This window comes from Bradyrhizobium sp. LeoA1Lang (genome assembly GCF_055413685.1).
In genome coordinates this window covers 1-25,967 of the sequence record NZ_JBVAPG010000016.1, presented here as the reverse complement: position 1 = coordinate 25,967, position 25,967 = coordinate 1, and the positions used below count along the sequence as shown (strand labels likewise).

The 25,967-nt window shown below is 63.5% G+C and carries 23 protein-coding genes and 1 pseudogene; 19 read left to right on the top strand and 5 right to left on the bottom strand.

The genetic code is table 11. From position 1 onward, the window contains the following. Positions 1–223: 223 nt before the first annotated feature. From ACZYOF_RS08445 to ACZYOF_RS08435, 3 genes are all read left to right on the top strand, one after another. The gene (locus tag ACZYOF_RS08445; protein WP_027582003.1) at positions 224–718 is read left to right on the top strand and encodes a MarR family winged helix-turn-helix transcriptional regulator; all 495 of its coding nucleotides are present in this window, start codon (positions 224–226) and stop codon (positions 716–718) included. Beyond that, positions 715–1,527, top strand: coding sequence for an alpha/beta hydrolase (locus ACZYOF_RS08440; RefSeq protein WP_463715456.1), 813 nt, complete (start codon positions 715–717; stop codon positions 1,525–1,527). Before ACZYOF_RS08445 ends, ACZYOF_RS08440 begins: the two co-directional genes overlap by 4 nt. 141 nt (positions 1,528–1,668) lie before the next feature. Continuing rightward, positions 1,669–3,312, top strand: a complete 1,644-nt coding sequence (locus tag ACZYOF_RS08435) for a benzoate-CoA ligase family protein (protein WP_463715455.1) — start codon at positions 1,669–1,671, stop codon at positions 3,310–3,312. A gap of 255 nt (positions 3,313–3,567) precedes the next feature. Here the strand turns inward: ACZYOF_RS08435 and ACZYOF_RS08430 are convergent, their stop codons facing one another. Beyond that, the gene (locus ACZYOF_RS08430; protein WP_130580067.1) at positions 3,568–4,470 is read right to left on the bottom strand and encodes a LysR family transcriptional regulator; all 903 of its coding nucleotides are present in this window, start codon (positions 4,468–4,470) and stop codon (positions 3,568–3,570) included. A gap of 163 nt (positions 4,471–4,633) precedes the next feature. On the opposite strand from ACZYOF_RS08430, the gene ACZYOF_RS08425 reads away from it, so the two are divergent. The 9 genes from ACZYOF_RS08425 to ACZYOF_RS08385 all read left to right on the top strand — a co-directional run bounded on the left by ACZYOF_RS08425 (position 4,634) and on the right by ACZYOF_RS08385 (position 12,909). Beyond that, a complete protein-coding gene (locus ACZYOF_RS08425; RefSeq protein WP_463715454.1) occupies positions 4,634–5,854 on the top strand; it encodes an amino acid ABC transporter substrate-binding protein in 1,221 nt (406 codons plus the stop codon). Between the two features lie 108 nt (positions 5,855–5,962). Then, positions 5,963–6,829: a branched-chain amino acid ABC transporter permease gene (locus tag ACZYOF_RS08420; protein WP_130580065.1), complete on the top strand. Its 867-nt coding sequence runs from the start codon at positions 5,963–5,965 to the stop codon at positions 6,827–6,829. Continuing rightward, entirely contained in the window at positions 6,826–7,761 is a 936-nt protein-coding gene (locus tag ACZYOF_RS08415; RefSeq protein WP_130580064.1) for a branched-chain amino acid ABC transporter permease, read from the top strand. The genes ACZYOF_RS08420 and ACZYOF_RS08415 overlap by 4 nt, the downstream gene beginning before the upstream one ends. Further along, complete coding sequence (locus tag ACZYOF_RS08410; RefSeq protein WP_463715453.1) at positions 7,754–8,503, top strand: ABC transporter ATP-binding protein; 750 nt, start codon at positions 7,754–7,756, stop codon at positions 8,501–8,503. The genes ACZYOF_RS08415 and ACZYOF_RS08410 overlap by 8 nt, the downstream gene beginning before the upstream one ends. Beyond that, on the top strand, positions 8,496–9,227 hold the full coding sequence (locus ACZYOF_RS08405; RefSeq protein WP_394565376.1) for an ABC transporter ATP-binding protein: 732 nt from the start codon (positions 8,496–8,498) through the stop codon (positions 9,225–9,227). Before ACZYOF_RS08410 ends, ACZYOF_RS08405 begins: the two co-directional genes overlap by 8 nt. Before the next feature lie 45 nt (positions 9,228–9,272). Then, positions 9,273–10,022, top strand: a complete 750-nt coding sequence (cnbZ, locus tag ACZYOF_RS08400) for a 2-amino-5-chloromuconate deaminase CnbZ (RefSeq protein WP_463715452.1) — start codon at positions 9,273–9,275, stop codon at positions 10,020–10,022. A gap of 306 nt (positions 10,023–10,328) precedes the next feature. Then, a complete protein-coding gene (locus ACZYOF_RS08395; RefSeq protein WP_463715451.1) occupies positions 10,329–11,924 on the top strand; it encodes a flavin monoamine oxidase family protein in 1,596 nt (531 codons plus the stop codon). After that, on the top strand, positions 11,921–12,346 hold the full coding sequence (locus ACZYOF_RS08390; RefSeq protein WP_463715450.1) for a c-type cytochrome: 426 nt from the start codon (positions 11,921–11,923) through the stop codon (positions 12,344–12,346). Before ACZYOF_RS08395 ends, ACZYOF_RS08390 begins: the two co-directional genes overlap by 4 nt. A gap of 71 nt (positions 12,347–12,417) precedes the next feature. Beyond that, positions 12,418–12,909: a RidA family protein gene (locus tag ACZYOF_RS08385; protein WP_463715449.1), complete on the top strand. Its 492-nt coding sequence runs from the start codon at positions 12,418–12,420 to the stop codon at positions 12,907–12,909. Between the two features lie 17 nt (positions 12,910–12,926). Here ACZYOF_RS08385 and ACZYOF_RS08380 read toward each other — a convergent pair whose 3' ends face one another. From ACZYOF_RS08380 to ACZYOF_RS08370, 3 genes are all read right to left on the bottom strand, one after another. Further along, the gene (locus ACZYOF_RS08380) at positions 12,927–14,099 is read right to left on the bottom strand and encodes a PepSY-associated TM helix domain-containing protein (RefSeq protein WP_463715448.1); all 1,173 of its coding nucleotides are present in this window, start codon (positions 14,097–14,099) and stop codon (positions 12,927–12,929) included. A 279-nt stretch (positions 14,100–14,378) separates the two neighbouring features. Continuing rightward, positions 14,379–15,401, bottom strand: coding sequence for an extracellular solute-binding protein (locus tag ACZYOF_RS08375; protein ID WP_463715447.1), 1,023 nt, complete (start codon positions 15,399–15,401; stop codon positions 14,379–14,381). A gap of 8 nt (positions 15,402–15,409) precedes the next feature. Next, entirely contained in the window at positions 15,410–17,404 is a 1,995-nt protein-coding gene (locus ACZYOF_RS08370; RefSeq protein ID WP_463715446.1) for a TonB-dependent siderophore receptor, read from the bottom strand. Positions 17,405–17,561: 157 nt separating this feature from the next. Here ACZYOF_RS08370 and ACZYOF_RS08365 point away from each other — a divergent pair, with 157 nt between their 5' ends. The 7 genes from ACZYOF_RS08365 (at position 17,562) to ACZYOF_RS08335 (ending at position 25,834) form a co-directional block, all read left to right on the top strand. Beyond that, a complete protein-coding gene (locus ACZYOF_RS08365) occupies positions 17,562–17,837 on the top strand; it encodes a hypothetical protein (protein ID WP_463715445.1) in 276 nt (91 codons plus the stop codon). Between the two features lie 222 nt (positions 17,838–18,059). After that, positions 18,060–19,487, top strand: a complete 1,428-nt coding sequence (locus tag ACZYOF_RS08360; protein WP_463715444.1) for a M20/M25/M40 family metallo-hydrolase — start codon at positions 18,060–18,062, stop codon at positions 19,485–19,487. 328 nt (positions 19,488–19,815) lie between these two features. Next, entirely contained in the window at positions 19,816–20,688 is an 873-nt protein-coding gene (locus ACZYOF_RS08355) for an FAD binding domain-containing protein (RefSeq protein ID WP_463715443.1), read from the top strand. After that, a complete protein-coding gene (locus ACZYOF_RS08350; RefSeq protein ID WP_463715442.1) occupies positions 20,678–21,169 on the top strand; it encodes a (2Fe-2S)-binding protein in 492 nt (163 codons plus the stop codon). The genes ACZYOF_RS08355 and ACZYOF_RS08350 overlap by 11 nt, the downstream gene beginning before the upstream one ends. Further along, a complete protein-coding gene (locus ACZYOF_RS08345; RefSeq protein WP_463715441.1) occupies positions 21,166–23,508 on the top strand; it encodes a molybdopterin cofactor-binding domain-containing protein in 2,343 nt (780 codons plus the stop codon). Before ACZYOF_RS08350 ends, ACZYOF_RS08345 begins: the two co-directional genes overlap by 4 nt. Beyond that, positions 23,505–24,623 carry a cyanuric acid amidohydrolase gene (gene atzD / locus ACZYOF_RS08340; protein ID WP_463715440.1) on the top strand — a complete coding sequence of 373 codons (1,119 nt, stop codon included), beginning with the start codon at positions 23,505–23,507 and terminating at the stop codon, positions 24,621–24,623. Before ACZYOF_RS08345 ends, atzD begins: the two co-directional genes overlap by 4 nt. Further along, positions 24,623–25,834, top strand: coding sequence for an FAD-dependent monooxygenase (locus ACZYOF_RS08335; RefSeq protein ID WP_463715439.1), 1,212 nt, complete (start codon positions 24,623–24,625; stop codon positions 25,832–25,834). The genes atzD and ACZYOF_RS08335 overlap by 1 nt, the downstream gene beginning before the upstream one ends. 28 nt (positions 25,835–25,862) lie before the next feature. Here the strand turns inward: ACZYOF_RS08335 and ACZYOF_RS08330 are convergent. Then, positions 25,863–25,967, bottom strand: a pseudogene (locus tag ACZYOF_RS08330) (IS110 family transposase); the annotation flags it as partial.

Sequence of the window (25,967 nt, the reverse complement as noted above, 5' to 3'; positions counted from 1 at the left end):
GACGACGGCAAGCGCCGCAAGCGAATGCCTCGCCGGGTCTGGGCCGCCCGCGGACCGTTCAGCCGCCCGCGGTCTGTATGCAAGCGCCGCGCCAAATTGCTTGAAGCTTAAAGAGATCCCGCGATATCATGGAGCATCGCTCATTCGGCTTGCGATATGCCGCGAATTGTTTGAAGGTCAAAACGATCGGCTGCGATTGGCGCCGCGAAAGGCGTGACTGCCCATGATGCTTGATTCCGAGACAAAAGCGGTCGAACTGCCGGAAGATCATGGCACGGAGCTCCGGCTCTGGCTTCGGCTTCTGACCTGCACCACCCTGATCGAGGGCGAGGTGCGCAGCCGCCTTCGCGAGCGCTTCGACGTCACGCTGCCGCGCTTCGACCTGATGGCCCAGCTCGACAAGGTGCCTGACGGCATGACGCTATCAGACCTTTCCAAGCGCATGATGGTATCGAACGGCAATGTGACCGGCCTGGTCGAGCGGTTGGTGGAATCGGGTCATCTCGACCGCCGCACCTCGGAGACAGATCGGCGTGTGCAGTTCATCCGATTGACGAAACTCGGCCGCGCCGAGTTCCGCAAGATGGCGGCCGAGCACGAGACCTGGATCGCCGATATCTTCGCCGACCTCTCGCGCAAGGATATCAGCGAATTGATGCGGCTGCTCGCCAAGACAAAAGCATCGGCGCAGCGATCGGCCAAGGCGCGGACGCCATGAGTGGTGTCGACTATGAAGTCGAATACAACAATCGCGCGCGGGTGCCGGAACATCAGGCGCTGATCGAGGGCTGGGCCAGGGACGCATCCGCCTATCGCGCGCAGCATGCGCCGCGCCGCATCGCCTACGGCCCCGGCAATCGCCACACCATTGATTTGTTTGAAAGCGGCGAAGGGCCGATCGTCGTCTTCATCCACGGCGGCTATTGGCAGGCGCTCGACGGCTCCTTCTTCAGCCATTGCGCGCGCGGGCTCAATACCCACGGGGTCACGGTCGCTGTGCCGAGCTACGATCTCTGTCCTGCCGCCACCATTGCCGATATCATCGGCCAGATGCGCGATGCGTCGCGCGAATTGGCGCGCCTCGGACGACTGCTGGTGATGAGCGGTCATTCTGCGGGCGGGCATCTCGCCGCCTGCATGCTCGCGACCGATTGGATGGCGTTCGATAGGTCGTTGCCGAAGCGGCCGGTCATATCGGCCTATTCGATCTCGGGCCTGTTCGAGCTCGCGCCGCTGGTCGAAACCTCGATCAACAAGGCGTTGCGTCTGGATGCTGCGGCAGCCGAGGCCGCAAGTCCGCTGTTCTGGCGGCCGCCAGCCGGAACAGCGCTGGATGCGGTGGTCGGCGAAACCGAAAGCGCCGAATATCATCGGCAAAGCCGCACCATCGTCGAGCAATGGGGCGCGGCCGGCGTTGCCACCCGGTTCGGTGTCGTCGCCGCTGCCAATCATTTCACCGCGATCGCGCCGCTGGCCGATCCAGACTCGGCGATGGTTACGCGCCTGCGCGAATTGGCGCAGGGCTGAATTCTCCTCACGTTCCGGCGAAGCGCAAAATCGGCCCTTGCGCGGAATTGTTTTAAGTATAAAATTGTTGCCGGATACGCTGCCGGGCGTCCTCGATGTGTGATCGTGAGCATTCTTGCTGGAAAGCGAGGGGCGATGGATATGGCAGTTCTTGCACCGAAGCTGGGCCCTTCCGCCCATGTCGATACGTTCACGCGCGACAATCTTCCGCCGCTCCATCAGTGGCCGGACCTGCTGCTCGACCGGCCTGAATTTCAATATCCAGAATATCTCAACGCCGCGGTCGAACTGACCGACCGCATGGTCGAGAAGGGGTTTGGCGACCGCATTGCGCTGATCGGCAACGGTCGCCAGCGCACCTACAAGGAATTGACCGACTGGTCCAATCGCCTTGCGCATGCGCTGGTCGAGAACTATGGCGTCAAAGCCGGCAACCGTGTGCTGATCCGTTCCGGCAACAATCCGGCCTTCGTTGCCGTCTGGCTCGCCGCGACCAAGGCTGGCGCCGTCGTCGTCAACACCATGCCGATGTTGCGCGCCGGCGAACTGGAGAAGATCGTCGACAAGGCCGAAATCTCGCTGGCGCTGACCGACAGCCGTATCGCCGATGAGCTCGTCGCCTGCGCGAAGATCAGCAAATTCCTCAGGCAGGTCGTCAATTTCGACGGCACGCAGAACCACGACGCCGAGCTCGATCGCGTCGCGTTGAGCAAGCCGGTGCGGTTCGAGGCGGTCAAGACCGGCCGCGACGACGTCGCGCTGTTGGGATTCACATCGGGCACGACCGGCGAGCCGAAGGCGACGATGCATTTCCACCGCGATCTCCTGATCATTGCGGATGGTTATGCGAAGGAAGTGCTTGATGTCACCGAGGACGACGTCTTCGTCGGGTCACCACCGCTGGCCTTCACCTTCGGCCTGGGCGGGCTCGCGATCTTTCCGTTGCGGTTCGGCGCTACTGCGACGCTCCTGGAAAATGCCGCTCCGAACCAGATGGTCGAGATCATCGAGACCTACAAGGCGACAATCTGTTTCACTGCGCCGACGGCGTACCGCGCGATGATGGCCGCGATGGACAACGGCGCCGACCTGTCCTCGCTGCGCATCGCAGTTTCTGCCGGCGAGACACTGCCGGCGCCAGTATTCGAAAGCTGGACCAGGAAGACCGGCAAGCCGATCCTCGACGGCATCGGCAGCACGGAGATCCTGCACATCTTCATCACCAACCGGATCGGCGATGCCGTAGCGGGCACGACCGGACATCCGGTCTCAGGCTATGAGGCAAAGATCGTCGATGACGACATGAACGAGTTGCCGCCCGGCAAGGTCGGCAAGCTCGCGGTGCGTGGCCCGACCGGGTGTCGCTATCTCGCGGACCCGCGCCAAACCAAATATGTGCGCGATGGCTGGAACCTGACCGGCGACGCGTTCGTACGCGACGAGAATGGCCGGCTCTCTTTCGTCGCCCGCGCCGACGACATGATCATTTCTTCCGGCTACAACATCGCGGGTCCCGAGGTCGAGGCCGCGCTATTGACACATCCCGACATCGCGGAGTGTGCGGTGGTGGGGCAGGCCGATGAGGAGCGCGGGCAGATCGTTTCGGCCTATGTCGTGCTGAAGCAGGGCTGCCGCTGTGACGATCTGCAGGTCAAGCTCTTGCAGGATCACGTCAAGGCCAGGATCGCGCCGTACAAATATCCTCGCGCCATCAGCTTCGTCGACGCGCTGCCGAAAACGCAGACCGGCAAGATCCAGCGCTTCAAATTGCGCGAAGCGAGCTGACCTAGAGCGTAGTGCCATTTGGTTGGACTGGCCACGAGTCCGCTTCACCTCTCCCGCTTGCGGGGGAGGCATAGGCCGCCTTTGGCGGCCGTTCCTCAGAACGCCGAAGCGGAGCTTCGGCTATGACGTCAGCGTCGGGTGAGGCTCTCTCCACACGATCGGACAGTGTGAATCGCGGAGAAACCCCCACCCTGGCCCTCCCCCGCAAGCGGGAGAGGGAGCGCAGCACCTGTCCCGGACGCAATCGAGCTGACCTCAGTCCTGCTCTTCCCGCATCCGGCCGATCAGGAGGTCGGCCACCAGCCGGCAGGACGGCGACAGGTTTCGGCTCGCCAGCCGGACCATGGTGACCTGCGTTGCTTCCAGCCGCTTGTCGCGTAGCGGCACGGCGACGAGCAGGCCGGCCTCCAGCGCCGACACTGCGGCGACGCGCGGCAGGAAGGTGGCGAGATCGGTGCGGGCGGCAAGCCTTTGTGCGAAGGCGAGCGAGTTGGTCTCGGTGCAGACCTCGAGCCTGACCTTCGCTTGCGCGCAGGCCCGATCGACTTCCTGGCGGATGCCGAAGGACGGATCGGGGACCACGACGCGTAGCCCTGCGAGTTCCTTCACCGTGCAGCTCGCCTTGTTCGCCAGCGGGTGGCGCGGCGAGACGATCAGGCACAGCGACTGCCGCATCCGCCCGAGCTCGATCAGATCGCTGCGCGGCGCGCGGCCGAACACGAAGCCGAGGTCGACATCGTTGTGGCCGACTCTCTCGGCCACGTCGCGCGAGCCCACCATCGTCATCGAGATCGAGATGCCCGGATAGTCGCCGGCAAGGTCGACGGCGAAATTCGACAGAAAGCTCATCAGCATGCCCTCAACGGTGGCGATCCTGACCTGCCCACGCCGCGAACTATCGAACTCCTGCACCTTGACGCGGATGCCGTCGAGCTGATTGCGGTTCTCGACCGCGTAGCGGTAGAGTAGGTTACCGGCGCCGGTGAGCTGCATCCCGCGCGGGCCGCGCTCGAACAGTTTTGCCGAAAGCTCCTCCTCGATCGCCTGCATCTGCCGGCTGATCGCGCTCGGCGCGATCCGCAGCGAAGCCGCCGCCTGCTTGATCGAGCCGCATTCGGTGACCTCGCGGAAATATCGGATGGCGGCTGACTCGATCATGCGGCTTTCGTCCTCCCCTCGCGGCCTGCCCAACAAGGCGGCAGGCGCTGACCAGGGGTCGAATTATTCGACCTCAGACCTCTAATTTCAATGCTTTTATTCGAATGCGGGATTTGCCATGATTTTTATGTTTCAGTCTCTGGCTGCCATGGAGAAGTATTCTATGAATAAGTCTTGGGTCGCTCGTTACGCGCGTCTTGCAGCCCCGCTATGGGCGGCAGCGGTTCTCTGCGGCGCGCAGACTTCTAACGCGTCGGCCGAGGACGTCATCCGTTTCGGCGCGCCGCTGCCGATCACCGGCCCGCTCGCGCCCGAAGCGATCAAGCAGCAGCAGGGTTATGACCTCTGGGCCGAGGAGGCGAACAAGGCCGGCGGCATTTCCGTCGGCGGCAAGAAATACAAGGTCGAGATTGTCTACGCCGACTATCAGTCGAACACGCCGCGCGCGGTGCAGGCGACCGAGCAGATGATCAGCCAGGACAACGTCAACTTCATGTTCGGCGCCTTCGGTTCCGGCGCGGCCAAGGCGGCGAGCACCGTGTCCGAGAAGTACAAGGTGCCGACGCTGGCGGCGACCGCGTCCTCCGTCCAGGTCTATGACCAGGGCTACAAATATCTGTTCGGCACCTTCACGCCGAACGACACGCTGACGACGCCGCTGACCCAGATCATCAAGGCCAAGGTGCCCGAGGTGAAGAAGATCGCGATCCTCGCGCGCAACGATTTGTTCCCGCTCGCGATCGCGCAGGAAATGGAGAAGTCGGCCAAGGCCAACGGCTTTGACCTCGTCTATTTCGAGAAATATGCGATCGGCACACTCGATCACTCGGCGACGCTGTCGCAAATCAAGTCGCTCGCGCCGCAATGGATATTCGTCACCGGCTACATCAACGACCTGCTCCTGATCCGCAAGCAGATGGTCGACCAGGAGATGAAGGCGCCGATTGTCACGATGATCGCCGGTCCGGCCTATCAGGAATTCATCGAGTCCGGCGGCAAGACCGCCGAGAACATCACCAGCGCCTCCTGGTGGCATCCGGCCGAGCGGTATGAGGGCAAGGACATCTTCGGCTCGACCGAGAATTTCGTGAAGCTGTTCAAGGCCAAGTACAAGAGCGAGCCGGACTACGGCCAGGCTTCCGCGGCACTCTGCGGCGCGCTGTTCCAGATGGCGATCGAAAAGGCCGGCTCGCTCGATCGCGACAAGGTGCGCGATGAGCTCGCCAAGCTCGACGTGGTGACCTTCTTCGGCCCCGTCAGGTTCGGTGCCAACGGCCAGATCAACTCGCTCGATCCGCCGGTCTTCCAGATCCAGGGCGCCAAGCCCGTGGTGTTGTTCCCGGAAGCGATCAAACAGGGCGATCTCAAGGTTGGCGTCAACTGATGACCAACCGTCATTGCGAGCAGAGCGAGGCCGCCAGAAAGAATGGATTGCTTCGTCGCTGCGCTCCTCGCAATGACGCACGGCAATAAGCGCGGCTAGGCATCACACATGCACGCAGCCCAGATCCTGGTGAACGCGGTGGTCCTCGGCTGCCTCTATGCCTGCATCGCGATCGGCTTCTCGCTGGTCTGGGGCGTGCTCAACGTCATCAACCTGATCCACGGCTCCTTCATCGTGCTCGGCGCCTATCTCGCCTTCGGGCTCTACAACGCGCTGCACATCTCGCCCTGGTATTCGATCGCGGTCGCCGCGCCGCTGTTCTTCGTGCTCGGCTACCTCCTGCAGCGACTATTGCTCAACCGCGTGATCACGGCGCCCGTCCTGGTGACGCTGACGATGACGTTCGGACTCGACCTGATCCTGAACAACGCGATGATCTATTTCTTCAAGGCCGATTACCGCAAGCTGACGCTGACGCCGTCGCTGGGATCGGTCTCGATCTTCGACGTGGTGGTGCCGGTCGACCGTCTCATCGCGACGGTTTCCGCGCTGGCCCTGACCGGATTGCTCTATCTCCTGCTGCGGCGCTCGCGCGTCGGGCGCGCCATCGTCGCGGTGCGGCTGGACCGCGACGCGGCCGTGCTGATGGGCGTCGACGTCAAGTCGATCTACGCGATCGCGTTCGGCCTCGGCGCTGCGCTTGCCGGCTGCGCCGGCGTGCTGATGGCGCTGATCTTCCCGATCTCGCCATTGACCTCGTCGGGCTATCTCGGAAAGGCCTTCGTGGTCTGCGTGCTCGGCGGTCTCGGGAGCGTCTCGGGCGCGCTCGCGGGCGGCCTGCTGCTGGCGCTGGTCGAAGGGATCGGCTCGACCTTCTTCGGCCCGGCGCACGCGACGACGCTGTCCTTCATCCTGCTCATCGTCTTCCTGATCCTGCGCCCGCAGGGGCTGCTTGGCCGGAAGGGTTTCGAATGACGAAGTCGAATATCGCGCTGCTTGTCCTGCTCGCGGTCGTTGCATCGCTGCCGCTGTTCGGCGGCGCCTATGCGCTGCGGCTCGGCACCATCGCCTGCATGTATGCGATCATGGCGCTGTCGTGGAATGTGGTCGGCGGCTTCGCCGGCTATCCCTCGTTTGCGACCGCGGCCTTCTTCGGCTTCGGCGCCTACACCGCGGGCGTGCTGCTCAACAAGGGATTGCCGCTCTGGCTCTGCGTCGTCATCGCGGCGGTCACCGCCTTGCTGATCGCGGCTGTACTCGGCGCGGCTCTCCTGCGCCTGCGCGGACATTACTTTGCGATCGCAAGCCTCTCGCTGGTCGAGGTGCTGCGCGAGCTCGTCAACAATGCCACCGATCTCACCGGTGGCGGCATGGGACTCAACATCCCCCTGGGTTCCGGCTCCGGCGTGCTCGCCGAAGCGATGTTCTTCTTCTACGCGATGTGGATCCTGCTGCTGCTCACCGTGCTGATGGTGATGGCCGTCGCCGGCTCGAAGCTCGGCTTCGGGCTCGCCTGCATCCGCCAGAACGAGACCGCCTCCAGCATGGTCGGCCTCAACACCACTCTCTATAAGAGCATCGCCTTCGGCCTGTCGGCCTGTTTCGTCAGCGCGGCCGGCGGCGTCTATGCCGCCTGGGTGCACTATATCGACCCGTCCGATGTCTTCGATATTCTCTATTCGGTGAAGCCGATCGTGATGGCGCTGATGGGCGGGCTCGGCTCGCCGCTCGGCGTTGCCTGCGGTGCGTTCCTTTATCTCGGGCTCGAGGAGGTGGTCTGGCGCAACTACATTCAAATCCACACCGGCGTGCTCGGGCTGATCATCGTCCTCTTGCTCCTGTTCCTGCCGCATGGCCTGATCTCGTTGCGGCCGGCCAACCTCTGGCGACGGGTCAAGCATGTCTGAGATCCTTCGCCTCGAAAACGTATCCCGGCATTTCAGCGGCCTGCAGGCCCTGCGCGATGTCACGCTCACCGTCAACAGGGGCGAGGTGCTCGGCCTCATAGGACCAAACGGCGCCGGCAAGACCACGCTGGTCAACACCATCTGCGGCGTCACGCCGGCCAATTCCGGCAAGATCACTTTCGATGGCAAGGACATCACACGCATTAAGACCTATCAGGCGGCGCGGCTCGGCCTGTCACGTACCTTCCAGATCGTTCAGCCCTTTGCCGAATTTACCGCGCTGGACAATGTCGCCGCAGCCGCGCTGTTCTCGCAGCCGGGCCAAAGCCTGAAGATGGCGCGCGAGCAGGCAATGGCTCATCTGGTCTATGTCGGTCTCGAGCTGCAGGCCAATCACCCTGCCGCTACGTTGACGCTCGCGATGCGCAAGCGGCTGGAGCTTGCGAAGGCCCTCGCGATGAAACCAAAATTGCTGTTCCTCGACGAGGTCAATGCCGGCCTCAACAGTGCCGAGGTCGAGCGCGCGACCAAGCTGATCCATGAGCTTGCCGCCAGCGGCATCACCATCGTGATGATCGAGCATCTGATGAAGGTCGTGCTCAATGTCTGCACCCGCATCGCGGTACTGCACAACGGCGCGCTGATCGCCGATGGCGCGCCGCGCGAGGTGATGGAGAATCCCGCGGTGGTCGAGGCCTATCTCGGCCAGCAATATGCCAAACGGAATGTCGCCCGTGGCTAACTCCCTGATCCTCGAACTGAAGGGGCTGTGCGCCGGCTATGGCGAGATCCAGGTGCTGTGGGGCATCGATCTCGACGTCCGCCACGGCGAGATCACCGCATTGATCGGCTCCAATGGTGCCGGCAAGACCACGCTGATGCGGGCGCTGTCGGGCCTGATCCCGACCACCGCGGGCAATTATTTCTCGGAAGGCCGCGATCTCACCGGCGACACCGCCGCCGGGATCCTCGCGCACGGCATCGTGCATGTGCCGGAGGGACGGCGGCTGTTCGGCGCCATGAGCGTCGAGGAGAACCTCCTGATGGGCGCATATTTGCGCGACGCTGGTCGCGCCGAGATCAATCGCGACCTCGAGCAGGTCTATGCCACGTTCCCGAAGCTGCGCGAGCGGCGGCGGCAAGCGGCGGCGACCCTGTCAGGCGGCGAGCAGCAGATGTGCGCGATCGGCCGCGGCCTGATGAGCGCGCCGCTGCTGTTGATGATCGACGAGCTCTCGCTCGGGCTCTCGCCCTTGCTGGTCGAGCAGCTCGTGGCGGCGCTGCGCGAACTCAACGCTGGCGGCACGTCGATCCTGCTTGTGGAGCAGGACGTCACCATCGCGCTCGATCTCTGCCACCGCGCCTTTGTCATGGACATGGGCCGTATCGTGCGGAGTGGCTCGGGAAGCGAACTGCTCGCCGATCCGATCGTCCGCGATGCCTATCTCGGCGTTCTCCACGAATGACCGAACCCGGGCTTTCCTAACCCCTTTACGTTGCAAAGAGGTATCATGATTACGACCATCGAGGTTCAAGACGGCGGTTATCGCTTCATGCCGGGCGTCAGCCAGTATTCCTGCGGTATCGGCGCGTTGCCGGGTTTCACCATCGAACGCGTCCGTTTTGCCGATCCGGTGCCGCTGAAGGCAGGCTTTGCGCGGATCGCCGAAATCCTCAACAATGCCGGCCGTCCGCTGACGGCGTTCGGCGCCTGCGAATTGCGCTCGCCCGCGCCGTTCACCGAAGAGGGCTTTCGCGCCTTCAACGACATCTACATCAAGACCCTGATCGAATGGGGCATAATGAAGGACGGCGTCAATCCGGTGGCGCGCAGCAATGTCTGTCCGAAGATCGGTCCGCCGTCCGAGCCCTGCTTCCACGCTTTCTCCTACGCGGTGACGGCGCCGCAGGCGGCGCCGTCTTTCGTGATCGCCGGCAGCGGCGAGTCGGCCGAAGGCAAGGCGAACTATCGGGATCACATCATCAGTCCCGGCGACGTCAGCCCGGCGGGCATGCTTGCCAAGGCAAAATGGGTGCTGGATGAGATGGAACGTCGCATGAGCGCGTTCGGCGGCACCTGGAAACAAACGACCGGTGTGCAGCTTTACACCGTGCAGGACGTCTATTCGATCCTGGAAAGCGAGCTCGGCCGCCGCGGCGTGTTCAGGAATGGCCTGACCTGGCATTTCAACCGCCCGCCGGTGGTCGGTCTCGACTACGAGATGGATTGCCGCTGCGTTCACATCGAAAAGGTGATCTGACTTTCTCCCTCTCCCCGCTCTTCGCGGGGAGAGGGGCGGGGTGAGGGGCTCTCTCCACGCAGACGGTGACAGACGGACTCGCGGAGGCTCCCCCTCACCCGAAATTCAAGCGGAGCTTGAATTTCGACCTCTCCCCGCACTCGGGGCGAGGTGAGGCGGAGTTCGCCTCTCGATCTCGCAGCATCATCACATCCAGTTCGCATCAAAAGCGCGTGTTGGCGCGTGTTCAACCAAGCCGCTTCCTTGACAGGTGAGGAGCCAATCGTTTCCTTTGCTGCTCCAGATCTTGCTCCGGCTGGGACGTCAATGCAAAGCGAAGCGGCAGTCATCAGGCGGCGTGATCTTTTCTCGTTGATCGGCGCGATGGCCGGCAGCGCGGCGATGTATCACGCGATGACCAGCCTCGGCTTCGCCTCCGAGTCGAACTACAAGGGGCCGGTGAGGCTCGAGGGCGACCCGAAGGGCGCATCCGTCCTGATCCTCGGCGCGGGACTTGCCGGCATGACGGCGGCGCTGGAGCTGCGCAAGGCGGGCTACAAGGTCCAGATCCTCGAGTTCAACAACAGGGCAGGCGGCCGCAACTGGACGCTGCGCGGCGGCGACACGTTCGTCGAACTCGGCGGCTACAGGCAGACCTGCGAATTCGATCACGGTCTCTACATCAACCCAGGCCCGTGGCGGATTCCCTACCACCATCGTGCATTGCTTGACTATTGCAGGCGGCTCGGGGTTGCGCTCGAACCCTTCATTCAGTTGAACCACAACGCCTATCTGCACGCCTCGCGTGCGTTCGGAGGTACACCGCAGAAGATCCGCGCGATCAAGGCGGATTTCCAGGGCCAGGTTTCCGAACTGCTCGCGAAAGTGACCCAGCAGGGCAAGCTCGACGAAGCGGTGTCCAAGGAAGACCAGGAAATCCTGCTGCAGGCGCTGCGCTCCTGGGGCGCGCTCGATTCCGACTACAGATACAATGCCAATCTCGTCTCGGCCGAGTTCCGCGGCTATGCGCGCGAGCCCGGCGGGGGCTTAAGTTCCGCGCCGCTGCCGAGCGACCCCGTCACTTTGTCGGAGCTCTTGCGGTCGCGGGTCTGGCGCTACTTGCAGAGTTTTGCGCGCTACAATTTCCAGACCACGATGTTCCAGCCGGTCGGCGGCATGGACATGATCGGCAAGGCCTTTGCCAAGGAGGTCGGCGACCTCATTCGCTATAACGCCAAGGTGACGCAGATCCAGCAGAACGACCGCGGCGTCACGGTGAGCTATGTCGACACGACAAGTCCCTCGACGGTGCTGCACGCAAAAGCGGATTGGTGCATCTGCACGATCCCGCTGTCGATCCTGAGCCAGATCCCGATCGACGTCGGTAGCCGCATGGAGGCCGCGATCGACGCCGTTGCCTATGCCGGCGCGGTCAAGATCGGCCTGCAGTTCAAGCGCCGCTTCTGGGAGGAGGACGAGGCGATCTATGGCGGCATCAGCTATACCGACCTGCCGATCCGGCAGATCGCCTACCCCAATGCAGGCTTCAATCGCGCCGGCCGCGGTGTGCTGCTCGGCGCCTATCTGTTCGAGGGTGCGAATGCCTATGAGTTCACCGCGATGACGCCGGCGGAACGGATCGCAAGCGCCGTCGAATTCGGTTCCATGATCCATCCGCAATACAAGCAGGAGTTCGACAACGGCGTTGCGGTCGCCTGGCACCGCGTGCCCTTCACCCTCGGCTGCAGCGGTGAATGGACCGACGAGGGCAGGGCGAAACACTACAAGAATCTGTGCCAGATCGACGGGCGCATCGTGCTGGCCGGCGAACACGCATCCGATCTGCCGTCCTGGCAGGAGGGGGCGATCCTGTCCTCGCTCGACGCCATCGCGCGACTGCACGAGCGGGTGGTGAAAACATGAGGCCGACGAGAGCCCATTTCGTTGCGCCAGCGGCAGGCGCCGTACTGCTCGCGTTCCTCCCAGCGGCCGCGGACTTCGCGCAGGACAACACCGCCACGCGCCCGACCTTCAGCTCGGGCTACCGCTTCGTCGAAATGACCGGCGAGGAACTGTTCGCCAATGTCTGCCAGGGCTGCCACATGCCCGATGCCTCGGGTGCCACCGGCGCCGGGGCCTATCCCTCGCTGATCGCCAACCGGAATCTTGCAACCTCTAGCTATGCCGTCCATCTCGTCGTCAACGGCCGGCGCGGCATGCCGGCCTTCGGCGACATGATGACCGATGGTCAAGTCGCCGCGGTTGTGAATTATCTCAGGACGCATTTCGGCAACAGCTATACGGATGCGGTGACGGCCAGGGAAGTCGCCGAAGCGCGCCGCTAGAGCATGATCCGGAAAGGTGGAAACCGGTTTTCCGAAAAGATCATGCTCAAACAAATTAAACGGGGGAGCACATGAAATTTCGTACAATGCCGCTGATTGTCTTGCTCGCGGCGATGGTTTCCGTGCCTGCGCAGGCCGAGATCGTCAGGCATCCAATTCCCAATTCGACATTTCCGATCGCGCAGTCGGTGCAGGTCACCGGCAACGCCACGATCTATTATGTCAGCGGCCAGGTGCCGCCGGTGATCAACAAGGACGCCGATCCTTCGAGCCGGGAGGCCTATGGCGACACCAAGGCCCAGACCGTCGGCGTGCTCAACCGGATCAAGGGCATCCTTGAGGGGCTCGGCCTCGGCATGGGCGATGTCATCAAGATGCAGGTGTTCCTGGTGCACAGCCCGACCGCGCCGATGGATTTCAAGGCCTTTATGGAAGGCTATACCCAGTTCTTCGGCGGCGGCCAGCCGAACCTGCCGGCGCGCTCGGTGGTCGGCGTCGCCTCGCTCGCCAATCCCGGCTTCCTGGTCGAGATCGAGGTGGTCGCGGCAAAGGACGCGAAATAATTCACGGCTGCGCGGATTCACTCGCCCGGAACCAGGCTCCCGAGCGGCGGCCGCGAGAGACGCCGATGCCTTCGGCGCGAAAGATAGAGCAGAAAGCCGGTGACCACGAAGAGCGGCATCAGGGCCGCGGCGACCATGAACAGCAGCTTGCCCGGCCAGCCAAAGATGCTGCCGCGGTGAATATCGAGCACGCTCGAAAGCATCCGCTCCCCGAGGGGCTTGTCCGCGTAGATTTCCGACGACAGCAGCCGGCCGGTGATGGCATCGATGCGGAATTCGTCGCGCGCGCCCGGATGCGAGGCATCGCGCGCCCACGACCGGATGCGCACGACGGTCCCCGCGTCGGCAGGCGGCGCCAGCAGGGCCGTCGCGTAGCGGCTGCCCTGTTCGCGCCGGAATGTCGACCATACGCGATCGAGCGCAAGCGGCTTGGCATCGGCTGCGCTGACGTCTCGCGCCGGCTTGGGCTTCATCGGTGCAGCAGCGGTTGAAGGACGCGACAGCAGCCAGGTGGCGCCGCTCTTGTACCAGTCGAACGAATACCACAGGCCGGTGAGCACCATCACGAGGTAGATCGGCAGCACCCAGGTTCCAACGACGGCATGGAGCGACCTGTGGAAGCCGCGACCGCGCAACGCCAGGTTCGGCTTCAGCCACATTCTCACGCTGCGGGCGCGATGAGGCCATCGCAGCACGATCCCGGAGATCAGCATCGCGATCAGGCCGATTGCAGCCACGCCGGTGATCTGCCGGCCATAGCCTTTGGCATCGCCGGGCAACAGCAGCCAGCGATGCAGCTTGCGGACGGTGACGAAAAACTCCTCGCCCCGCGGCGAGCCGAGCACATGCCCGTCATAGGGATCGACATAGATCGAGGAAGGCCGGGAGCCATCCGTGCTGCGGGTAAACCGGATCCGCACCGCCGCGGACTGGTCACTGGCCATCGTCACGGACGCAACTTTGCCAAAATCGGGATTGGTCTGCAGACGCGCGATCAACTGGTCCGGCGTCAGCGTCGGGGCCGCGCGAGCCTCGACCTGCGTGATCGCCACATTCAGGCTGGCCTGGATTTCATCCTCGAAGCTCATGATCGCGCCTGTCATCCCGACCACGGCCAGCACCAGTGACAGCGCAAGGCCAATGACGGAGTGGACCTGCAACAGGGCGGCCTTGATCGGGTATTTGCTCATAAATTGGAAGGAACAGGTCGCGGGATCAGCGTCGAAATCGGCGAGGCCTGATGATCACCGCCCACTCAACAGCGTTATCGGAACGATACCGAAAAGATATTCGTCCCGCCACCCAAGCGAGGCTTGCACAGTTTGTAATAGTTCTATGTTGTGTGCCGACGCGCCATTGAGCACGCTCCACAACACTTGCCGCGAAGAATAATGTCATCTTCGCGGAGTATATGACAATTTTGTTTTCGCCTTCCGATCCGGCGGTCGCTGCGCTTTCGGCGAGGGCGCTCACTCGTCGAAGCCGACTTTCTTGACCAGGGCAACCGCAGTCTGCTGATGCGCGGCGATCTGATCGATCAGCACCGCATCGGCTCTGAACGATCCGATTTCCGCGAGGATCGGATCGCGGTCTGCCGAGGCGAGCACGGGATATTCCAGTTCGGCTGCGGCATAGATTCGTTGTGCCGCCGGCGTCACAAGGAACTCGATGAATTTCAGCGCGGCGGCCGTGTGGGGCGCATGCTTCGCAATGGCAGCGCCCGTCAGGTTGACATGGCTGCCGCCGCCCTTGAACGTCGTCGGGACGGCCTTGACGGTTCGGGCCCATTCGCGCCAGTCGCCGCCTTCCCGTCCGTCCCGCAATTGCGCCAGTGCCACGGTATTGGCAATGCCGATCTCGCACGTTCCCTGCGCGATCTCGCGGATCACATCATTGTCCTTGCCGGCCGGTTTGTGGACGAGGTTGTCTTTCAGACCCCTGAGCCAGGCCTCTGTCGGTCCTTCTCCGTGATGAACGAGGTAGGCAGCGATCAGCGCAATGTTGTTCTGGTGCAGTGGCGAGCGCATGCATAGTTTGCCGCGCCATTTCGGATCGGCGAGGTCCTCATAGTCGATTGCAGCGAGCGGGCTGTCCCCGCGCGCCATCACGACGCGTGGCCGGATGGAGAGGGTGATCCATTGCGAAGACCGGCCACGCAGGTTTGGCGGCGCGGCTCGCTCAAGGAGCGGCGATGCCGAGGCCTGCGTCAAACCCTGGTTTGAGAGCTGGGTGGTCTTGTCCAGTCCGATCGTGATCAGCACGTCCGCTGGCGACGCGTTACCTTCCGATGTCAGGCGCTTGACCAGGCTGTCTTCAACAAAGACAGGATTGACCTTGATGCCGCTGTTTTTCGTGAAAGCCGATATCACCGGCTCGATCAGATTTATCTCTCTGGTCGAGTAAAGGGTAATCTCATCGGCGCGGCTTGCCGCCATGCCGGCAACGAAGACGGAGGCCAGCGCGACCAGCAACCCGGTGGCTATCCGCGGCATGCTCATGCCTAGAACTTCACCGTCGCCGAGAGCGAGACGCGCCGTGCGTCGCCAAGAGCGACGGCCAGATTGCTCACGGCCGAGGGATAGTAGACGGTGTCGAACAGGTTCTTGACGTTCAGTTGGTAGATGACCGGCAGGTTGTCGTATTTGGTCTCATAGCTCGCGAAAACGTCCGCGACGACATAGGACGGCAGGACGAAGGTGTTCGCCGCATCGCCCGGCCGGTCGCCGACATAATGCGCTCCACCGCCCAGCCGGAGCCGGCCCGGAAGGGCGGTGCCGAAATCGTAGACCAGGTAAAGCGAGGCCGTGTTCAGGGCGACATTCTGCAGCGCCATGCCGGCCAGCGTCGGATCTTCGATCACCCGCGCGTCGGTGTAGCCATAGCTCCCGATCATGCTCCAATTGTCGGTCAGCCTTCCGGTGACGTCGATCTCGATGCCGCGCGAGCGGACCTTGCCGGCGGTGCGAAATTCGACGATTCCCGTGGCGCTGTTGAGCTGCGATACCAGCACGTTCTTCTTCTCGATATCGTAGAACGCCACGGTTCCCGAGAGCCGGTGGTTGAAATCGAACTTGGCGCCGGTCTCCCACGAGACGCCCTCTTCGGGCGCGATATTGGAGCCGATCACCACGCCGCCGGTGAGCGGCGCGATGGTCGAGGTCGGCTTCAGCGATTGCGTATAGCTTGCGTAAAGGGACAGCTCGTCGGTGAGCTTGAGGATGGCGCCGCCGAGCGGGAGCACCTTGTCTCCGGACAGATCGGTGTTGGTCTTGAACGGGCGTCCGCGCCCCGCCAGTTGGTCGAAATCCATGTAGCGCACGCCGGCGACCACCGCGACCCGGTCCGTCACATGCAGCGTGTCCTGGAAGAACAGGGAGTATTGGCCAAGCTTGTCGGTCTGGTCGCTGTCGCCAGGGGAGACCGTCGTGCCCGGGAAGACCAGCCCATAGACCGGATCATAGAAATTGAACGAGGGAGGCGCCTGCCGGATCAGATTCTTGCGATAGATCGTGCGATACTGGCCGTCGCCGCCGAACAGCACGTCGTTGCGCATGCCGCCGATCCAGAAGCCGCCCTGCAGGTAGGACGTTCCGTAGCTCACATTGCTGAGCGAACCCTGCGTGCCGTCATTGCTGCGCGTCTCGATGCCGGTCAAGGCATTGACGCCGGTGATGCGGAGCTGGTTGGCGCTGAACGTCTCGGTGTTATAGCTGTAGCCGGCGTAGAGCTTCCAGTCCTCGTTCAGCCGTTGCTCGACCGAGCCCTGCACCAGGTCGGATGTCCCCCACATATTGTTGAAGGGCTCGTCGAGCCGGCGCGTTGCCGGAATAGGCAGCGGCGCCTTGGTGATGGGATCGAATGCCGTGCCGCGATCGAACGGGTAGATGAAATCGCGATGCTCGTAGCTGAGTTGGACCGTGGTCGTGTCGCCGTACCACGCCAGCGACGGCGCAAGCAGCGTTTCGCGGTGACGCCCGAAATTGCGCCAGTAGTCCTCGTTGACGCCATAGCCGATGAAGCGATAGGCGAGACCGCCTTGGCCGATCGGGCCGGTGATATCGAAGGTCGCATCGGCGCCGTTCTTGCTGTTGCCGTAGGTCGAGCCGAGCACGGTGATCGATCCGTGCTGATAGAGTTCCGGGCGCTTGCTGATCGTGTTGACGATGCCGCCGGGATCCATGATGCCGTACAGAAGTGATGCAGGTCCTTTCAGCACCTCGACGCTTTCGACGGCGGGGTTGAAGCTGCGGCCCTGGACCAGCGGCATGCCGTTGCGCATGATCGAGCCATCGCGATTATCGCCGAATCCGCGCCTGATGACGGCGTCCTGGGTGCCGGCGAGCGTATTGGTCTGGGTGATGCCGCTGACATTGACGAGGGCGTCATCGATATTGCGCGGCAGTTGATCCTTCAGCACCTGCTCGGGCACGACGTTGACGACTTGCGAGGTGTCGAGCGGCGAAGCGCCGGTGCGCAGCGTGGTCGAGCTGGGCATCGCGCGATAGCCCAGCTTGGCTTGGTACAGCGCCGCCGCTGCTGCGGTAGCGCGCTCCGATGGCGTAGGCTCCGCAGGCGCAACATTTCGATTTCGTTGCGGCGCCGCCGTCGCTGCTTGAGTCCGCCGCGCGGAGGGGGCCGCCGGACGCGCCGGCTTGCGCTTCTGCGCCGGCGATTCGACCGTCACGGATGGCAAGGTCACGCTCGATTGTGCCCGCGCGATCGTGATCGAAGAGGAGCAACCAGCCAGCAAGGCCACGGTGCCGATGAAAAAATGTGCGCGGCTACTGCCGGCTCGGTTTCGATGGTCTCCGACGAGACGGCGAACAGCACTGACGTTCACTTCGATTCACTTCCAGGACGAAATTGGCGCGGAGCCTTTAGCAGCCGCCGCGAACGGAAAGAACAGCGCTGGAATTGAATCTCTCTAAGGACGTGCTTTGCAGGAGTGATTTGCAAATCCGTCACGCGATACAGCGAATGCCTGTTGCTGCATCGAGCCGCTTCATCAATTTGTAGCGAAGGAGCGGTGGAATGCTTGACAGTCGGCTCCGGATAAGCCGTCGCCGCCACCAGGCCTTGCGATCTTGCAAAACCTCTGCGTCCCTGTCTGAATGTCTCGCAACTGGGGCGGGTGGAATCGGAGACCTGAGATGGTTGGAAACGTCAGACCAAGGCTTTCAATCCTGCTGTCGACCGTGCTCGCCGCGGCTCTGCTGGGAACCCCCGCAGTCGCTGCGGAAGGGCTGAGCCCGGATCGGCAGTTCGCGCGCGACATCTACCAGGAGCTGATCGAGATCAACACCGTCACCGCGACTGGCGACACCGCGAAGGCGGCCGAGGCGATGGCGGCCCGGTTGCGCGCTGCCGGCTTCCCGGACAGCGACGTGCAGGTTTTCTCGCCGGCGCCGCGCAAGGGCAATCTGGTGGCACGGCTGCGCGGCAGCGGTGCGCGCAAGCCGATCCTCCTGCTCGCCCATATCGACGTGGTCCCGGCCAATCGCGAGGACTGGTCGTTCGATCCGTTCAAGCTGACCGAGCAGGACGGCTATTTCTATGCCCGCGGCAGCGGCGACGACAAATACATGGCCGCGGCCTTCGTCACCAACCTCATCAGGTACAAGAAAGAAGGCTACAAGCCCGACCGCGACATCATCCTGGCGCTGGAGACGGATGAGGAGATCCTTGATAGCAACGGCCTCGGCATCCAATGGCTGTTGAAGAACAAGCGTGACCTGATCGATGCCGAATTCGCGCTCAACGAAGGCGGCGGTGTCGGTCTGAAGGGCGGCAAGCCGATCCGTAACAGCGTGCAGACCTCCGAAAAGGTCTCGCTGAGCTATCTGCTCGAAGTCAAGAACAGGGGCGGCCACAGCTCGGTGCCGGTCAAGGACAATGCGATCTATCGCCTCGCCGAAGGATTGGTTCGCCTGTCGAAGTTCAGTTTCCCGATCAATTTGAACGAGACCACCCGGGCCTATTTCGAGCGCACGGCACAGTTCGAGAGCGAGCAGACGGCATCCGACATCCGCTCGGTGCTCTCGGACAAGCCCGACCCGGCCGCGATGTCGTTTGTCCGGCTCGCGGCCAATCCTGCCTATAACGCCCAGCTCCGCACCACCTGCGTCGCGACGATGCTCGAGGCAGGCCATGCCGTGAACGCGCTGCCGCAGCTTGCGACCGCCAAGGTGAACTGCCGCATCATGCCGGGCGAACCGGTCGACGGCGTCAAGGCGACGCTGGAGCGTGTGCTCGACGACGATCAGATCAAGGTCACGCAGATGGGCCAGGCCGTGTTGAGCGCGCCGTCAGCCCTGCACGAGGAGATCATGGGCGCGATCGATAAACTGTCGCACGAATTCTGGCCGACGGCGGCGGTGATCCCGACCATGAGCACCGGGGCCACCGACGGCAGCTATCTGCGCAACGCGGGCATCCCGACCTACGGTCATTCCGGCCTTGCTGCCGATATCACCGACATCCGCGCCCACGGCAAGGATGAACGGATTCTCGTGAAATCATTCTACGAAGGCGAGGACTATCTCTACCGCCTGGTGAAGACGCTCGCCGGCGGGACGTGACCGGTGCCACCCGTCATTGCGAGCGGAGCGAAGCAATCCATGCCTCCACAAGCGGTGAAATGGATTGCTTCGCTTACGCTCGCAATGACGCGGATACAGCGTCACGAATGCTGACTCCACAAGGAGGACGCATAATCGCTCTGCACATCAACTTTCTGTGCCGCCCAATGTTTATGCAGGGGTGAGAAGAATGAGCAGGGATTAGCTGCATTTACATGCAGTTCTGGGCGCCTCTGGGCTCGCCGAGTTTTGACTGGCATTGTTAGATTACAGATAGTCTTATCTCCTGTTTCGAGCCGATGCGGATGCGTTCGTCGAACGAGCCTTTATGAAGCCTGCTCCCTTCAAATACATCGCCGCTTCATCGCTGGATCACGCGCTCTCGCTCAAGGCCGAACATGGCGACGAGGCGAGATTCCTGGCCGGCGGCCAGAGCCTGGTCCCGGCGATGAATTTTCGCTTGGCGCGGCCGGCGGTCGTGATCGATATCAACGGTCTGGATGAACTGGCCGGCATCGCTCACGGTTCAACCATTCGTGTCGGCGCGCTGACGCGCTATTGCGCGCTCGAGCGGGATAGCGAGTTCCTCAGCTCCTGTCCGCTATTCGCCGACGCGTTGCCGCACATCGCGCATCCGCAGATCCGCAACCGCGGCACCATCGGCGGCAACCTCTCGCATGCCGATCCGGCGTCCGAGCTTCCCGCGCTTGCGGTCGCGATGGAGGCGCAGATGCGGCTGAAATCGGCCGGCGGCGAGCGAATGCTTGCAGCATCCGAATTCTTCCAGGGATCGCTCACCACCGACCTCGCCGCCGACGAGATGCTGGTCGATGTCGAGTTTCCCGCGCTGCCGCCGCGCAGCGGCGCCTGCTTCATGGAAGTGGCGCGGCGTCGCGGCGATTTTGCCATCGCCGGTATCGCCGTCATCGTAACGATGGATATTAGGGGCCGCTGCAGCAAGGTCCGGCTCGCGTTGTGCGGCGTCGGCGAGACACCGGTCGATGCCAGCGAGGTTGCCGCGCCCCTGATCGGTCAGGCCTGCGCCGATGGGCCGATCAAGGCTGCCGCTGCCGCCATTCAGGCAGCGATCGAGCCTGCCGGCAATGTCCACGCCAGCGCCGACTATCAGCGGCATCTCGCCGGTGTGCTGGCGCAGCGCGCGATCCGTACGGCCTTTCAGCGGGCGGCAAATGCAGCCTGACCGCCACGAGATCAGCGTCTCCGTCAACGGAACCGCTTATCGGCGCAGCGTCGAGTCGCGGATGCTGCTGAGCGATTTCCTCCGCCACGATCTGTTGCTGGCGGGCACCCATGTCGGCTGCGAGCATGGCGTCTGCGGCGCCTGCACGATCCTGCTCGATGGCGCGCCGATCCGCTCCTGCCTTATGCTGGCAGTGCAGGCCAATGGACACGAGCTTTCGACCATCGAAGGCCTCGCCTCTGACAGCGGCGAACTCAGCCCGGTGCAGAAGGCGATGCACGAGCATCACGGCCTGCAATGCGGCTATTGCACGCCGGGCATCCTGATGACCATGACGGCGTTCCTGAAGCAGAACCCGTCACCGTCGGAAGAGCAGGTGCGCGAGGCGCTGTCAGGCAATCTTTGCCGTTGCACCGGCTATCAGCACATCGTCGATGCCATGATGGCCGCGGCGCAGGCGATGCGAGCGGCCGCGCCATGACGACACGGTTCTTCGGCGCCCCCGTCAAGCGCAATGAAGATCGCAAGCTCCTCACCGGGCAGGCGCTGTTTGTCGACGATGTCGAACTGCCGGACATGCTGCATGTGGCGTTCCTGCGCAGCCATGCCGCGCACGCGCGCATCAAGCGCATCGATGTTTCCCGTGCGCTGCAGCGCCCGGGCGTGGTGGCGGTCTACACCGCCGATGACTACGGCGCCTATTGGCAGCCCGGTCCATTGTTGGTGCCACCGCCACCGATCCCGGGCAGCGTCTTCAACCAGCGCACGCAAGTGCCGCTCGCCAAGGACAAGGTTCGGCATGTCGGCGAGCCCCTGGCCGTCGTCGTGGCCGAAAGCCGCTACATCGCCGAGGATGCGCTCGACGATATCGACGTCGATCTCGAGCCGCTGCCGGCGGTGATCGATCTTGAAGCTGCGTTGCGCCGCGACTCAGCGCTGGTGCACGACGACCTCGGCTCCAACATCTCAGCGCATGTGCATCAGAGCAAAGGCGACTACCGCGCGGCCGCCGCCAAGGCGCATCTGATCATCAAGCGCCGCTTTGCCTACGAGCATGGCATCGCCTCGACCATCGAGACGCGCGGCGTCGTCGCACACTGGGAGCCGCGCAGCCAGCATATGACGATCTGGGACACGACCCAGGCGCCCGTGTTCGTCCGCAACGGCCTTGCCGCCATGCTCGGCCTCGGCGAGCGGCAGGTGCGGGTGATCGCGCCCTTCGTCGGCGGCGGCTTCGGGCCGAAGATCATGATGTTCTATCCGGAAGAGGTCGCGCTGCCCTGGATATCGATGCGGCTCAACCGTCCGGTGAAATGGATCGAGGACCGACTGGAGCATTTCTTCGCTACCACGCATGAGCGCGGCCAGATCCACGACGCCGAGATCGCGGTTACGCGCGACGGCCGCATCCTCGGCGTCAAGGACGTCTTCCTGCACGACGGCGGCGCCTATGATCCTTACGGGCTGACGGTGCCGATCAACAGCCAATGCACCCTGCTTGGTCCCTACGTGGTGCCGTCCTACGACTCCACCTTCACCGCCGTTTTCACCAATCTGCCGATCGTGACACCCTATCGCGGCGCCGGGCGGCAGCATGGCGTGTTCGTGATGGAGCGGTTGCTCGATCTTGCCGCGCACGAGCTGAACATCGATCCCGCCGAGATCCGCCGGCGCAACCTCATCCCGGCCGACGCATTCCCGTACAAGAACGGGATCATCTACCAGGATTTTTCCCAGCTCGAATATGACAGCGGCAATTACGAGCCGGTGCTCGACCAGGCGCTGCAGGCGATCGGCTATGCCGAGTTCAAGCGGGAGCAAGAGAAGTTGCGTGCGCAGGGCCGTCACGTCGGCATCGGCATCGCCTGCTATGTCGAAGGCACCGGCATCGGGCCCTATGAGGGCGCGAGAGTGCAGGTGCAGGCCAATGGCAAGGTCAGCGTCGCCACCGGCATCGGCACGCAGGGGCAGGGGCATTTCACGAGCTTTGCCCAGATCGTCGCGGATCAGCTCGGCGTCGACGTCACCGATGTCGACATCGTCACCGGCGACACCGACCAGTTCTATTGGGGCGCCGGCACGTTTGCGAGCCGCGGCGCGGTCGTCGCCGGCAATGCGGTCAACGAAGCCTCGCGCGCGGTGCGGCAGAAGGCGTTGAAGCTTGCCAGCGATGCCTTCGAATGCGCCGAGGAGGATCTGGTGCTTGCCGACGGCAAGATCTCGATCGTCGGCATTCCCGAAAAATTCTTGAGCCTCGGCGAACTCGCGCGGCGCGCCAACCCGATGCGCGGCGCGGTAAAGCCAGGCACCGAGCCTGGACTGGAATCGACGCAATATTTCGGGCCGCCGAGCGGCGCGACCGCCAATGGCGTGCATGCCATGATCGTCGAAGTCGATCCTGATACGTTCGACCTCAAGATTCTGAAATACGTCGTCGTCCATGATTGCGGCACGGTGATCAACCCGCTGATCCTCGAAGGGCAGATCCATGGCGGCGTCGCGCAGGGCATCGGCAACGCCTTCTACGAAAAGCTGGTGTTCGACGACCAGGGCCAGCTCCTGAACGCCTCGCTCGCCGACTATCTGCTGCCGACCGCGCTTGAGGTGCCGCGCATGGAGCTCGGCCACACCGTGACGCCGTCGCCGCTCAACCCGATGGGCATCAAGGGTGCCGGCGAAGCGGGCGCGATTCCCGTTGGCCCCCTGTTCGCGCAGGCGATCGAGGATGCGCTGCAGCTCAAGGAAAAGAACGTTGAACTTCTGGAGATTCCCTTGAGCCCGAGTCGGATTTTTGAGCTGATCAAGGCGAGCGAGCCATGAGGACGGCGCGGGTTTTCCGGCTATCGATGGCGCATCCCGGCGATCTGTCCGAGCTCGATCGCCTGATCGCCGACGGCGCGGTCCGCGCGGCCGATGTCGTCGCCATCATCGGCAAGACCGAGGGCAATGGCGGCGTCAACGATTTCACCCGCGGCTACTTCACCCAGACCTTGATGCTGCTGCTGTCGAAGTATCTGGACAAGCCGGCGGCGCAGTTGATCCGTGAAATCCCCTGCGTGCTCTCGGGCGGCACCGAAGGCGTGATGAGCCCGCATTACAGCGTGTTCTGCATCAGCGAGACCGAACCGGCGCCAGAGGCTGGATCGTCGCTCGCGATCGGCACCGCGTTCAGCGAGCCGGTCCCGGCGCAGGATATCGGCCGCCGCGCCCATGTCGACAGCGTCGCCGATGCCGTGCGCGCCGCGATTGCCGATGCCGGGATCGAGCGATTGCAGGACGTCCACTTCGTGCAGGTGAAGTGCCCCTGCGTGACGGTCGCCCGCGCTGCCGCCGCGCTCGCGGCCGGCAAGACCCCGCTCACCAACGATCCTAACAAGTCGATGGCTTTTGCCCGTGCCGCCGGCGCATTCGGCGTGGCCCTTGCGCTGGGCGAGCTGGCGCCATCGTCCTTCGCCGACGCGTCGCTGCTCAGCGACTTCTCGATCCAGTCACCGCGCGCCAGCATTTCCTCCGGCGTTGAAGTGGAAAGCAACGAGGTCGTCGTGCTCGGCAACAGCCCGCGCTGGACTGGCCCGCTGCAGATTTCGCACCGTCCGATGGCGGACGCGCTCGACATCGGTGCGGTCGTCGATGTGCTCGCCGATCTCGGCATCGCTGCCAATCCGCAAGTCTCGGCTACCGACGCCGCGCGGATCGCGACCGTGCTGGTCAAATGCGAGCCCGACCGGCGCGGAAAAATTCGCGGCAACAGGCACACCATGCTCGACGACACCGATATCAACGCCCAGCGTCACATCCGTGGCGCGGTCGCCGGCCTCGTTGCCGGCGTGATCGGCGACAGCAGGATCTTCGTCTCCGGCGGCGCCGAGCATCAGGGCCCTGATGGCGGCGGCCTGATTGCCGTCATTGCTTCGCAAGAGGAAGGTTTGGCCTGATGCGCATTGTCATCATCGGCGCAGGCGTCGCGGGATGCGTGATGGCGCGCAGGCTCGCGCCATTGGACGGCGTGGAGGTAACCTGCCTCGAGCGGGTCTCGCGCGACGATCATTCCGAAGCCGGCACCGGGCTCAATGTCGGGCCGAACGCCGTCAAGGCGATGAAGCTGATCGATTCGGAACTGGCCGAGCGCATCACCGCGGCGGGCTTTCTCTGGGAAAATTGGCGGATCTCGCTCACCGACGGCACCGTCCTGTTCGACCTGCCGCTGCAGGAGGTCGCGGACGGACCGGGCTGGCGCATCCGCTGGTCGGAGCTTTACCGCGTGCTGCGCGAGGCCGCAGGGGACACGGTCTCCTATGGCTGCGAGATCGTCGAGGTCGGCCGCGACAGCGTCGATCCACGCAAGACTTTTGTCAGTTGGACGCAGGATGGGACAACGCATCGGCTCGACAACATCGATCTCCTGATCGCCGGCGATGGCCGCTACTCCGAGGTGCGCCGCACGATTTCCGGCGAGCCGCGGATCACGCCGACGGGAGTGGCCATCTTCCGCGTGCTGGTGCCGGACACTTCGCGCGGCCTGATCGACGATTACGAACAATGGTTCAACGGACCCCACCGTCTCTTGTCGTTCCGCGTGCCACCGGACCACATCTATGTCGCCGGCACTTTCCCGATCGATCCCGAGGCGCAGATTTCCGAGAGCCAGAAGACGCCCGAGGTCCTGCGCGCCGCCTACACGCCGCGCGCCGCGCCGCCAAGCGATCAGGCGCGCTGGCTGATCGACACCGTCTGCAACAACGTCGCCGACACCCATTGGGCGCGGATGCAGGAGCATGAGGTGCTCTACCGCGCCGCCGATTGCAGCGTGCTCTATCTCGGCGATTCCGCCCACGGCATGGTGCCGACATTGGGGCAGGGCGCGACCCAGGCGCTGGAGGATGCCGCCAATGCGGCCGCGCTGATCACGCAGCGCTACAACGCCGGAAGCCGTGATGTCGCAAGCTGGCTCACCGAGTTCGAAGCCCTGCGCAAGGACCGCATGCGTTTCGTGATGGAGTTCTCGCTTGCTGCCACCGACACGATGCTAGCAGGCGCCGATCCCGTCGCTGGAACCCTGCACAAGAACGAAGCGCCGTTCCTGAACAAGTTGAAGTCGCTCTATTGCGACGTCGGACTTCTCCCTCTCCCCGCTCTTGCGGGGTGAGGGGCGGGATGAGCGACTATCTGGATTGTCAAGTTGCATTGGCGTAAGCGGCACGCGCCTCGCGTGCTTTGGCGTTGAGGCGGACCAGGAGCTTACGGGCGAGCGCAATGCGAATGACCATTTTTTCCTTTCC

Excerpts from the sequence above, each read along its gene's own strand:
- ACZYOF_RS08370 (WP_463715446.1), bottom strand. The coding sequence starts at position 17,404 with ATGCCCAGCTCGACCACGCTGCGCACCGGCGCTTCGCCGCTCGACACC.
- ACZYOF_RS08410 (WP_463715453.1), top strand. The coding sequence starts at position 7,754 with ATGTCTGAGATCCTTCGCCTCGAAAACGTATCCCGGCATTTCAGCGGC.
- ACZYOF_RS08335 (WP_463715439.1), top strand. The coding sequence starts at position 24,623 with ATGCGCATTGTCATCATCGGCGCAGGCGTCGCGGGATGCGTGATGGCG.
- ACZYOF_RS08420 (WP_130580065.1), top strand. The coding sequence starts at position 5,963 with ATGCACGCAGCCCAGATCCTGGTGAACGCGGTGGTCCTCGGCTGCCTC.
- atzD (WP_463715440.1), top strand. The coding sequence starts at position 23,505 with ATGAGGACGGCGCGGGTTTTCCGGCTATCGATGGCGCATCCCGGCGAT.
- ACZYOF_RS08415 (WP_130580064.1), top strand. The coding sequence starts at position 6,826 with ATGACGAAGTCGAATATCGCGCTGCTTGTCCTGCTCGCGGTCGTTGCA.
- ACZYOF_RS08380 (WP_463715448.1), bottom strand. The coding sequence starts at position 14,099 with ATGAGCAAATACCCGATCAAGGCCGCCCTGTTGCAGGTCCACTCCGTC.
- ACZYOF_RS08390 (WP_463715450.1), top strand. The coding sequence starts at position 11,921 with ATGAGGCCGACGAGAGCCCATTTCGTTGCGCCAGCGGCAGGCGCCGTA.
- ACZYOF_RS08350 (WP_463715442.1), top strand. The coding sequence starts at position 20,678 with ATGCAGCCTGACCGCCACGAGATCAGCGTCTCCGTCAACGGAACCGCT.
- ACZYOF_RS08430 (WP_130580067.1), bottom strand. The coding sequence starts at position 4,470 with ATGATCGAGTCAGCCGCCATCCGATATTTCCGCGAGGTCACCGAATGC.
- ACZYOF_RS08375 (WP_463715447.1), bottom strand. The coding sequence starts at position 15,401 with ATGCCGCGGATAGCCACCGGGTTGCTGGTCGCGCTGGCCTCCGTCTTC.
- ACZYOF_RS08395 (WP_463715451.1), top strand. The coding sequence starts at position 10,329 with ATGCAAAGCGAAGCGGCAGTCATCAGGCGGCGTGATCTTTTCTCGTTG.
- cnbZ (WP_463715452.1), top strand. The coding sequence starts at position 9,273 with ATGATTACGACCATCGAGGTTCAAGACGGCGGTTATCGCTTCATGCCG.
- ACZYOF_RS08440 (WP_463715456.1), top strand. The coding sequence starts at position 715 with ATGAGTGGTGTCGACTATGAAGTCGAATACAACAATCGCGCGCGGGTG.
- ACZYOF_RS08425 (WP_463715454.1), top strand. The coding sequence starts at position 4,634 with ATGAATAAGTCTTGGGTCGCTCGTTACGCGCGTCTTGCAGCCCCGCTA.
- ACZYOF_RS08360 (WP_463715444.1), top strand. The coding sequence starts at position 18,060 with ATGGTTGGAAACGTCAGACCAAGGCTTTCAATCCTGCTGTCGACCGTG.
- ACZYOF_RS08345 (WP_463715441.1), top strand. The coding sequence starts at position 21,166 with ATGACGACACGGTTCTTCGGCGCCCCCGTCAAGCGCAATGAAGATCGC.
- ACZYOF_RS08385 (WP_463715449.1), top strand. The coding sequence starts at position 12,418 with ATGAAATTTCGTACAATGCCGCTGATTGTCTTGCTCGCGGCGATGGTT.
- ACZYOF_RS08445 (WP_027582003.1), top strand. The coding sequence starts at position 224 with ATGATGCTTGATTCCGAGACAAAAGCGGTCGAACTGCCGGAAGATCAT.
- ACZYOF_RS08355 (WP_463715443.1), top strand. The coding sequence starts at position 19,816 with ATGAAGCCTGCTCCCTTCAAATACATCGCCGCTTCATCGCTGGATCAC.
- ACZYOF_RS08435 (WP_463715455.1), top strand. The coding sequence starts at position 1,669 with ATGGCAGTTCTTGCACCGAAGCTGGGCCCTTCCGCCCATGTCGATACG.